We start from the raw sequence: 10,673 nt of genomic DNA, 5'->3' as shown, positions 1-10,673 counted from the left end.
TGAAAAAATAGTCGATAATCCAGTTTCACCCTCTCCTGTATTAAGTGAACTTGAACAAGTGGGGTTTGCTGATATCGTCATAGATACCGATGGAAGGGTTCGTCGCGGTTTATTGTCTGTTGTTGACTCTGATGGTAACGTGCGATACAGTTTAGGCACAATTTTGGCATTGTATTATCTAAAACAGAGGGGCATTACCCCAGAACCCCTTGAACAAGGTCAAAAAGTTTCCTTGGGAAAAGCTATTTTTAAGCGATTTACAAAAAATGATGGTGGTTATGTTGGTGCTGATTCGGGAGGTTATCAAATTTTACTCAATTATCGAGGACAAGCGCAGAATTTTCTGACTTTTTCCCTCACAGATGTGCTGAACAATAATATATCCCCCAATAGTTTAAGCGATCGCTTGGTGTTTATTGGCACAACTGCCGAAAGCATCAACGATTTACATTACACCCCTTACAATGATAAGCTTTCCTATTCGTCTGAAATGATGCCTGGAATTGTAATTCATGCTAATATTGCTAGTCAAATTCTTAGTTCAGCCTTAGAAGAACGGCCTTTGATTCGTGTTTGGCCTGATCTCATTGAAGGATTAAGTATATATACGATGGCCTTAATTGGGACAAGTATAAGCTGGTGGTTTAAATCAATCAAAAGGGTCTTGTTAAGTTTTCTGCTGGTTAGTAGTTGTGTTTTAATAGGCTCTTACCTGGCTTTTTTGTGGGTTTGGTGGTTACCATTGATACCTTGTTTATTAGCACTTTTTACAGCAACAATTGTCTTAGGTTTTATTAATAATAAGCAACAAGATAAAATAGTTCTCAAACTCACTTTAGATTTATTATTAAAGACATTAAAAGATAAACCAACCATTAGACATATTGCTATTGAATATCTGAAGCAATCAGAAAACAGACAAAATCAAGTTTTGATTGAAAAGCAGTTGTTTAATAAACTCAATAATTGATTGAGAAAACCTAATCTAACTAATGAAAACCATCTTACTTAGGAGTCTAAATCATGAATGACCCATCCACTGTTACTTATTCTACGGCAGAGATCCTCAAGCGCATTGAGGATAAGCTAGATAAGCAGTCAGAAAAGATAGGAGTAATAGAGGTTAAATTAACAGCCGTTGAAACAGAGGTTAAAAACCTCAAAGAAGACGTTAGAGACATCAAAAATGTCCAAAATACTTTAGTAACAGAAGTATCCGACCTAAAAGGGGTTAAGTCTTTTATTATTCCCATTTTTGTTGCTGTTATCACCGCTTTTATTACCGCTTTCTTGACTTTGATAGCTCGATTAATTCCTAATATTTTCCATTAATCCGATCTAGTATCTTTCAAGTCCTGAATTAATTTCTCCTGACTTCAAAAATTTAGTCCAAATATCTCTTATATTTTGATTATTAGGTTGCGATTGCCTCACTTCTATTAAAGTTGTTACAGCATCATACCAAATTCCTTTTTCTCCATACCAAGCGACTTGTTGCAAAGGGGTTCCTAAGTCATTAGGTTCTGTAATGGTAACTCGTTTGATCCAAGAAGCGATCGCGGGATCATTGGGAGTTGGCTGATCACCACAGATTAATACAACTGCCCACTGATAGCTTTTGTCAAGTTCTAAAGGTGGGGAATCTTGAGAAGGTTGAACACTAATCAAACCTGACTTCCCTGTAATAGAAATAAAAGTTTGGGAGTGAAAAATTCGGCCTTCTTCTCTAACACTCAAGACTATTTGCTGGGCAGAAGTTTCTGGTAAATTAATCCAAAATGTGGGACGTTGTGCTGTGGTTAAACCCCAATTAGATGAAGGAACAAGAGGTATTAGAGACGTTTGAGTTAATGGAGCGTTAGACTCATTAGCTGAGAATAGCTCTTGAGAACATTGTCCCTGATTACGAGAACCTGCACCCCTTGTGTGTTCTGGTTTTTTTTCTTCCGGGGGGGGTTTAAATAGTACACCAGTAGATAATCCTTCTGATTCGGTGCCAGAAGGGTTACTGGCGGGTTGGGCAATGACGGGTGTAATGGGTAGAAGCAATAAACTTATCGTGGTTAAGTTTAGTAAATATTGTTGATTTAGCATAATACATAGTATTTATCACGACTTTATAGCATCTAACTTAATTATATGTCAGCTTCTGTTTTAATATTGCCTCGCCCGAAAGGCGTTAAAACCAATTTCCCACCAAAACAAAAGGGGCCCAATAGAAAGGATGTTGATATTCAGAAGAGTGCAATAAGGACAGTTGTGCTTGACGCAGTGCCTCAGCTTTAGTAACGCCAGATTGACTTAAAATTTTATAAAATTGAGATATTAACTCAGAGGTTGATTGATCATCCACATTCCAAAGACTAGCGATGGTACTTCTTGCCCCTGAGCGCACAGCTACCCCTGCTAATCCTAAAACCGCACGTTTATCTCCTGTGGCTGTTTGACAAGCACTTAAAATTAACAGTTCAAGAGGACTTTGTTGTTGGCCTTGTCTTTCTTGTAAGAATTGGTCTAAATCTTTAACATTGATTTGTTTATCCCAAGTTAATAAAAAAGTCTCTTCTACTTGGGAGGAAAACTGCCCGTGAGTGGCTAGGTGAATAATGGGAAAGGAACTTGACTCAAGTGCTTTTTGTAGGCGATCGCTGGTAAACTGCTGATCTAACAATACTTCTGCTGAGACTATCTCAGAAATCTTCTTGAGTTCATCTGCTACCCCAGGTAATGGGGAAAAACCTTGACGAGCCTCTACTAAGCCACCGGCAAGGGTTCTCAAATTGTCTGAAGAAAGAGATTGAGAACTTAACAATTGTAATCCAGGCGTTAAAGCCATATTATACTTTTCTATTAAAAATTGTTGACCATCGTGTAATGCAGCCATAGGAACACCCCGCAATATTCCATCATGGACAAATACTAATGTTTGAGTTTTGTTTTCTGTTAATTCGGTTTCCAAAGGACGAATTAACCAATCATACAATTGCTGATGGGGACGTAAGGGATCTGAGCTAAAAATATAGGGATTTAAGTTAGCAAAAAAGTCTTCAAACACAGCTTCAACATCATCAGAGGTCGCTTTGTTAAAGATTGTTTCATGGTAACTTAAGGGCTTCCCAGGCAGGGATAAAATCAGGGCTAACCGTTTTGGTAGCATAATAGAGTAGATGACAGCAGCTTGGGGGTCTAGTTGGTCAATTTGTTGGGGTTCGGCATCAATACAGGCTTCTCGAAAGAAGTTATTGAGTTCGGCTAATTGTAGAGATTCTATAAGTTCACGGGCTTTTTTTAGGTTACTTTGACTAATTTTTCCTGTATTCGAGGGTGTTAAGAGTTGAGCTACCAGTTCCCGATAAACTGGTTCTACACTATCTCGGAAGTTAAATTGAATGTCTGCATTAGTAACCACTAAATCCTGTCGCAAAGCGTCTAGAATATTCACTGCTACGGTATAAGAGGCGATACTTTTGTTATTTTTTCCTTCAAGTTCATACAATCTTCCCAGTTGCCATTGCCAAAAGTAGGCGATTTCTGGATTATTTCTAGCTGAAAGTTTTTGTAAAGCAGATTCGGTTAACTGTTGACCAACAGAGAGGTGTCCTAATGCTTGATAGGTAGCTCCTAAATAACCCAAAGCGTTGGCTTCACCTTGTTTATCTCCTATGTTTTGAGCTTGCTTAAGTGCTGTTTCTACAATGTGCTTAATATCTAACCAAGAAGGAAGTGGTAATTGTTCAATGGTTTCTATCGGATTGGTAATTGTAACTTGTTCTTTATTACCTATTTTTTCTAACTTCAGATTAATGTTTTTAATGTTAGGATAAGACTGTAAAATGGGAGTAACCAGTTGAGGGTTCTGAGGATTTAAAATAGCTTGTAAACACATCAAGTGTTGTGCTAATTTTAATTGAGCGGATACCAATTTTGAACTTGGGTATAATAAACTTCTATGATTTTCAAAATTATCTATTAGTTGAGTTTGTAGTTTTTTTATAAGGTTCGGGACTTGATTCCATTGTTGTGTTTGTATGAAAAGACTTAATAAATTCAGTTCAGCTTGTATTGTAGTGATTGATAAAGTTCCTGATGTCGCTTGATCATAACAAGCGATCGCCTGTTGATAAAATTCTCTACTTGTTTGATAATTTTTGTTAGAAAGACAAGTGATTGGTTCTGTTAAATTTGTTAGCAACTGTTGTTTCTCTCTCATCATTATTTGATTACCTAACACTCTGCTGGTATTTCCTAAATTGAGAGAGATTGTCGCTAAAGTTTCAGGGTCATTTTTACTTTTTGCGAGTTGCCAACTTTTCAATAAAACCAGTTTCGATTGCTGGATCTTTCCTATGACTCTCAAAACATTACCCAAGCTTTGTAAGCCTATGATTTGTTGGGAAATAGATAAATTACTGGTTAGATTATCTAAAGCTTTTTCTGATAATTTACAATCTTTTCCATCTAAACTTTCTAAACTTAAAGCATCTATCAATGTTTGACAAGCTCTCGGATAAAATCCTAAATTTTGCATCGCTTGAGCTTGGTTAATCTGGCTTTGAATTAAACGATTATCATTGCCAATATTCTTATAAATTTTTGTAGCTAATTGCCAAGTATTGAGAGCCTTAGCTGATTCTCCTAATGCTAATTGTAATTTTCCTTTTATTTCTAAGCTAGCTGCTAATATACGCTGTTGTGTGGGACTCTTTTCAAGAGATTCTAATAAAGAGACACTTTGCTCTATGGTTTGTTTTCCTTCAGTCCATAGACCTAATTGCTGATAAGTCAGAGAAAGATTACTTAAAGCCATATACTGATTAAGTTTATCTCCTTGATTTTTAAAGATATCAACCGTTTGTTTCCAAATAATTGCTGCTTCTTCAAACTTTTTATCTTGATAATATTGTTGAGCTTCTTGTATTAAAGATAAAGGATTATTTTGATTTTTAATAATAGGAGTGGATAAAGAAACTTGAGCAATCAATAAGGGAATTGTAATTGAAATAAAAAACAGTAGCAATAAGAGAATAACTGATTGCCTACGGAATATTTTCATCGAACTCTTTCTAAATAATTTTTGCTTGAGAATCAATCAATAATTATAATCAACTTGAACATTTTTCGTCATTTTCTGGCAAGCGTTGTAACTCACTACCACTAGGATTATAAGAAACAAGAACAATTTCTCCTTTCTCATTGAATACCCATCCTTGCGCCGGAATAATCGACTTTTGTTCTGAAGTCGAAGCCTCGTTATCCTGTGGTATTTCCCCATTGTCTGGCATCATTGTGCTTATGGGAGCCGGTTGTACTAATTCTATTTGGGTAGCTTCACTGTTGAGTTCTGAAGTAGGGCTAGGGGGTAAACCACCCCGTCCAGTCACGACAAATTCACTTTCTGAACCCTGTTTACAGACATTTTGAGCAATGAGGGTGTTAGGGTCTATAACGTTTTCTGGGAGTCTCACTAAACCTCGGTTTGGGTCAAGTTCTCGGTTGAGTAAAATTTCTCCACTTGCTCCTGCTTCTGAACTGGCATCCAGGTCATTGCTACGGTTGCCTGGGGTAGCCAGATTTTCTTCAATTCCGAAAATCCCTTGAGCGTTAATGTCAATGCGACCTCCGTTACCTTGTTCAGCTTTAGCAATGATATCATTACCATTTGCTCCGATGGGAGGAAAGACGAGGAGAAATGAGGTATCAATATCAATATTACCGCCATCAGCTGAACCATTGGCTGTGGCAGAGATCAAACTTTCATTTTCCATGATCAATAGGTCTGAAATGTTAAGTATAATATTTGCGCTTTCTTTTGTTTGACTTGTTGCCGTTTCGGCACTAATAGTGCCTTGATTCAAATAAAGGGAATTAGCATTAATAGTGAGATTACCTGCCTGTTCTATACCTTGCTCAACAGCCTCAACTGAGATGTTTGCGCCCTCCCGAACAACGAGTTGATTGGTAGTAATAATTAAGTTCCCAGCATTTCCAGACCCAAAACTACTCGCACGTAATGAGCTAGATAGGGGGCTATTACTTCGCAAAAATCTAGCTCCACTTACTTCGACTGACTCAGAGGCATTAATGAAGATATTGCCTCCATCCCCTGTACTGAATGTTGCCGCTTGAATGATGCCCCCATCCCGAACAATTAACTTTTTTGTATTTAAAGTAACATCCTTAGCATCTCCAGTGCCTGTAGCCGCTGCGGAAATCAAGCTCGGAGATATGCTTAAATTAGGTGGTATATCGAATTTTGAGGTTCCAGAGACTTCTATCGATTCTGATGCAGTCACAGTTATTGATCCCCCATTTCCAATAAAGAGTGAATCCGTAGTCACTTCGGCACCATTAAGAACACTCAATTTTCTAGTTTCAATTCTCACACTTCCCGCATTCCCTTCACCCACACTAGAAGCTGATATTCTACTGCCGATTGCTATTGATCTAAAAGAGGCATCATCAAATCCAGGAACATCGAAACCAAAAGACAAGAAAAATTTCGGTTCAAAATCAACGGGAATCGCTTGACCAAAAATTTCTACTGATTCTGAGGCTCTAATTAATACATTTCCTCCAATCCCTGAACCAAAGCTAAAGGCAGATATCTCAGCTCCAAGATTAATAAGTGCCTTTCCTGTTTGAATAATTATGTCACCTGCTTGACCCGATGAGAATGAGGAGGTGGAAATGCTAGTTAGCCGAGGAACAATCAGCCCTGCTGCGGCAAAACGAGGATCACTTAGGTCATCAGTTAGAGTATTCCCCAATACTTCTAAGGATTCAGTTGCTCGAATAATTATAGGTCTGCCAAGGTTTGCTCCCAAGGTATTTGATCGGATTAGAGAGCCTTCATTCATTATGACACGCCTTCCCTGGACTTGAATTGCTCCACCACCGTCGCCACTTGCATCAACTATAGCTAACTGAGATAGTTGAATATCTTGGAAGTTATCCACTCCCTCATAGCTTAAATTCAAGATTTGCGTATTTTCAGGGGATTGAAAGATTTTGACTTGATTATGAGGTCCTACTGCTCCTAACTCAATCCTGCCACCGACAGTCTGGACATTCTGTTTTAACCCATCACGACCAACTAAGGTTGCCCCAACCTGTGACAGATCAATTGTGCCTGCTGCCGATGAAAGCTGACCACCTTCTAATCTGACTTCTCCTCCGATTAAAGCCAAGGTTCTTCCCGGTTGCACTTGCAAACCCACTATAGTTTCCACACCATCTTCTTTACGCTGGGTAGCTTGAGAGCGATTTATAATCGTCCCAGGAGTCTCACCAAATCGTAAACCCACAGGGATACTAACTGTTAATAGAGCAGTAGCTTGAGGATCTGTCGCACTGAAAAAGCTACCATTTTCAAATAAGTAGCTTTCAGCAGTAGTGGCTACAAAAGAACCACCTAGATCAAGCTTGGCATTAGCTCCAAAAATAATTCCATTAGGATTTAACAAAAAGAGATTAGCGTTACCATTAGCTTTGATGAGTCCATTAATACTAGAAATTTGGCCTCCCGTAACCCGTATAATGATGTTGTTAATTGTTAAAATATTGTCGAAGAAGGCTGTGTTCCCCGTGGAAACAGAAAACTCACTAAAACTATGAAATAGATTAGTTTGAGCAATTGTTCCTCCAGTAATACGCTTAGTTTTTCCTTCTATATCTACTACAGAGTTTCTCGGAAGAGTTTTGTCATGAACAATTTGAGCTGTAACAACACAACTCGTCACCAGAGAAAGAAATAAAGTTAAAATAAATCGCAGAAGAACTGATTTCATTTGGCAAGCAACTAATCAAGCTTTTGTTTCAGAATATATAGAGAAACGCCTGTCTAGAAACTCAGTTGTTTCAGCAGTATCTGGGAATCCAGGATTATTGGGGTCTTCCCTAAAATACTTGATATTTTCTCGCAAAAAGTCGGTAACTGCTGGACTTTTGAAATGATCACTAAATGCTTGCACACTTGAGTAACTCTCTATAAATACGATTTCTTTTTGCTCATTCAGTGGTATTGGGTTTGGATAAGGACAGATAGGACTACCATTGCTATCGACAGGAAAAGGAGCTTGTAGATTAACTAAATATATCAATACTCCGGGTTGAGATCTAGTCATCTCCGTTAGTTTTTCTAAGGCTTTAATTAGTTCTGGGGGACAGCCATTTTTAAGTGGCCATTTAGATACGACTGTAATGGGATTCATAATATTCATGTTCTTGATTGATTTGCTTTTCAAAGTGTGGGTAGACATCGTTTTCAAATAAAATTTTGACGGCTAAGGAATCTGATTCCTCAACAGATTTCTCGTAATCTTTTCTTACACTATAATCTTCTCTGAGTGGAGCGGATTCTAATTTACTTAACCAAGTTGTGTGGATTGTAACGCCAATATTTAGTTTAGGGTGACTAAGTTTATAACGAGGACCACTGTTGAGGTTTTGGGCATCAAAAATCCATATTTCACTTTTATTCTCTAATAGATTATCTGAGTGAAGAACAATACAAATGATGTATCCATCTTTGGGATCATTAGTTCCTGCACGGGGGACAAATTGAGGTGAATTACCAAAAGAACCAGGAGGAAAATTATAATGATCTTCTATGGTTAATTGAGTGGCAATGGATTGTTGAACTCTTGTAATATGTCCTCGAATTAAATTTGCAGGGTGTCCTTTTTTAATTTGCTCTTTAAATTCTGCAACTGGCATCAGTCTTTTCTGTTCATCATTATCATACATCTCAAAGATGAAGTCGCTTAAAAGTTCTTGCCATGCTCCCCAACAATTCCAATAAATATCAGTGAATTGATTAGGTTGAAATTCTCGCCAAGCATACATGGAAATTGACCAAAGATATTTATAGCTTTCTGCTGTGGAAAGAAATATTGGCTGTTCCTCAACTAAACCTAACCAATCTCTTACAAGATCCCTGAACTTCAATAATCCATTTTCTAAGTTCATCAATAATTGTTGTTGATCCCTCAGTTTTGCCACATTAATGGGATAAACACTTAAACGATTAACGTCCATTGGGCTAACAAACATCCCTTTCCTTGCTCTCAATTCATTTGTGATTTGTGAGTCATCATTATCATAAATGGAGATGTCATCTTCTTTTAAAAATTCGGCTGGATCTGATGATGCGGTATGAGCAATATGAAGTGTTATCCTATCATTTGGATTCTCATACTCAACAAGAAAGTGTGCTGTCTCAGGAAAGATTTTCAACCGCATTGCTTGGACTGTATTCTTATCTTGTTCTAGTTGAACTCTGGGAATTATATAAATTTCTGTATAATCTAATTGAGGATAACTAAAATATTGTTGATGAGTTCTTAAAAAACGACCTAAAGTCTCTGGCAACCAATTTATAAAGGCATCATTTTTTGTATCAAACCCAGCTAATAAATCCTCTAAGGCCAATTTAAAAGCTGAATCCGATACGATAATATAGTCTTTTGATACCCCCATTTGATGTAAACTTTGTTGTATTGTAATCGGATGATTATTTGAATCGACTACTTGCCACTGTTCTATATCTGTTCCTTGTCCTTTCCAGCGATTAAGATACAAGGCATTTTTATAATCCATTCCTAATACTTTGAATAGTCCTTCTATAACTTCTTCTGTAGCTTTAATTGGTAAAAGACCTACTCTTAATATTTTTCCTAAAAACCTTCTTTGTTTGGGATTATCGATAATTTTTTCAATTAATTCTCTAACAGAAAATGCAAAGATTTTTTCTAGTTGTAATAACAATCCTAGGTTCTTTTTTGCATGGACAATAAACATCTCATCTGTATGGGTATCAAATGCTGGATGGGCTGAAGATAAAACAATTGGAAAAATGTGTTTTAATATATCTTGAGCAACATTGGTTAAAGGAGTCCACTGATGATTCCACCCAATCGGCCCCACTAAGCTAAGGGTCGGAGGATCTATTTCATACGGACGACCATTATCCCACGTCACTAATAATCGCTCATCACCATTAGAAAATTTCATGGGTAAAAATGCTGTATTGAGTAAATTACGCGCACCCATTTTTAAGGATAAACGACTAATAAAAAAATTCTCAAATCTTAATAAATCATATTCTTTTGGAAAGTTTTGTTTATACCAATTATCTTCACCATCTTTCTCTAATGCTACATCAGCATAATAATCAGGTGTTTTAACAATCCTACTGGCTAGATATGCTTTCCCTTTTTCATGAAAATCTAACCTATAAATCATGCCCTCACCATTGATGATTGCATTCCAACCCTCTTTGGCTGGTTCCACCACATAGTCAGAATTTGAATGTTTCGGAGAGCCAGAATAACCGACTGCCCCTACGATAAACACATGACCTTCTAAATCGGCAGGAAGCTCACCTTTTTTCCAGCTTTTGTCTGATAAGATATCTTGAGGGAAACCTTCTGATATCTCTTGTTCTGTGTTTCTTTCTTGTACAATTAGTTCTAAGGGGTTTAGATGAAACTCCTCGCGGCTTGTAGACAAAACAGCTTTAGGCGATCGCAACAAGTTGGGATTATGATTCAATTGGGTCATACAATACTCTTCCTTTACTCCAATCACGTCTTAATAATATACAGTCTAGAAGAATCTTGTAGATGGACAGGTTTTCTGATGATCTTTTCTTAACAATTGACCTCAAACTGATA

At 37.3% G+C, this 10,673-nt stretch carries 7 protein-coding genes; 2 read left to right on the top strand and 5 right to left on the bottom strand.

Going from position 1 to position 10,673, the window contains the following annotated elements; translation table 11 throughout:
- Positions 1-970, top strand: a 970-nt coding sequence (locus CY0110_RS04515) for a CHASE2 domain-containing protein (RefSeq protein ID WP_008274120.1), incomplete at its 5' end; no start/stop codon positions are given.
- Between the two features lie 53 nt (positions 971-1,023).
- Positions 1,024-1,332, top strand: coding sequence for a hypothetical protein (locus CY0110_RS04510; protein ID WP_008274119.1), 309 nt, complete (start codon positions 1,024-1,026; stop codon positions 1,330-1,332).
- Between the two features lie 6 nt (positions 1,333-1,338).
- Here the strand turns inward: CY0110_RS04510 and CY0110_RS04505 are convergent, their stop codons facing one another.
- From CY0110_RS04505 to CY0110_RS04485, 5 genes are all read right to left on the bottom strand, one after another.
- Positions 1,339-2,094 carry a DUF928 domain-containing protein gene (locus CY0110_RS04505; RefSeq protein ID WP_008274118.1) on the bottom strand — a complete coding sequence of 252 codons (756 nt, stop codon included), beginning with the start codon at positions 2,092-2,094 and terminating at the stop codon, positions 1,339-1,341.
- An 85-nt stretch (positions 2,095-2,179) separates the two neighbouring features.
- Positions 2,180-5,053 (bottom strand): CHAT domain-containing protein, encoded by a 2,874-nt coding sequence (locus CY0110_RS04500; protein WP_008274117.1) that lies wholly within the window; start codon positions 5,051-5,053, stop codon positions 2,180-2,182.
- Between the two features lie 49 nt (positions 5,054-5,102).
- Positions 5,103-7,787, bottom strand: a complete 2,685-nt coding sequence (locus CY0110_RS04495; protein WP_008274116.1) for a filamentous hemagglutinin N-terminal domain-containing protein — start codon at positions 7,785-7,787, stop codon at positions 5,103-5,105.
- A 15-nt stretch (positions 7,788-7,802) separates the two neighbouring features.
- Positions 7,803-8,219, bottom strand: coding sequence for a putative quinol monooxygenase (locus CY0110_RS04490; RefSeq protein ID WP_008274115.1), 417 nt, complete (start codon positions 8,217-8,219; stop codon positions 7,803-7,805).
- Positions 8,185-10,560: a carotenoid oxygenase family protein gene (locus CY0110_RS04485; RefSeq protein ID WP_008274114.1), complete on the bottom strand. Its 2,376-nt coding sequence runs from the start codon at positions 10,558-10,560 to the stop codon at positions 8,185-8,187. The genes CY0110_RS04490 and CY0110_RS04485 overlap by 35 nt, the downstream gene beginning before the upstream one ends.
- Positions 10,561-10,673: the final 113 nt, after the last annotated feature.

It is taken from the genome of Crocosphaera chwakensis CCY0110, assembly GCF_000169335.1.
In the GTDB taxonomy this organism is placed as follows: domain Bacteria; phylum Cyanobacteriota; class Cyanobacteriia; order Cyanobacteriales; family Microcystaceae; genus Crocosphaera; species Crocosphaera chwakensis.
This window is presented reverse-complemented; position numbering and strand designations above follow the sequence as displayed.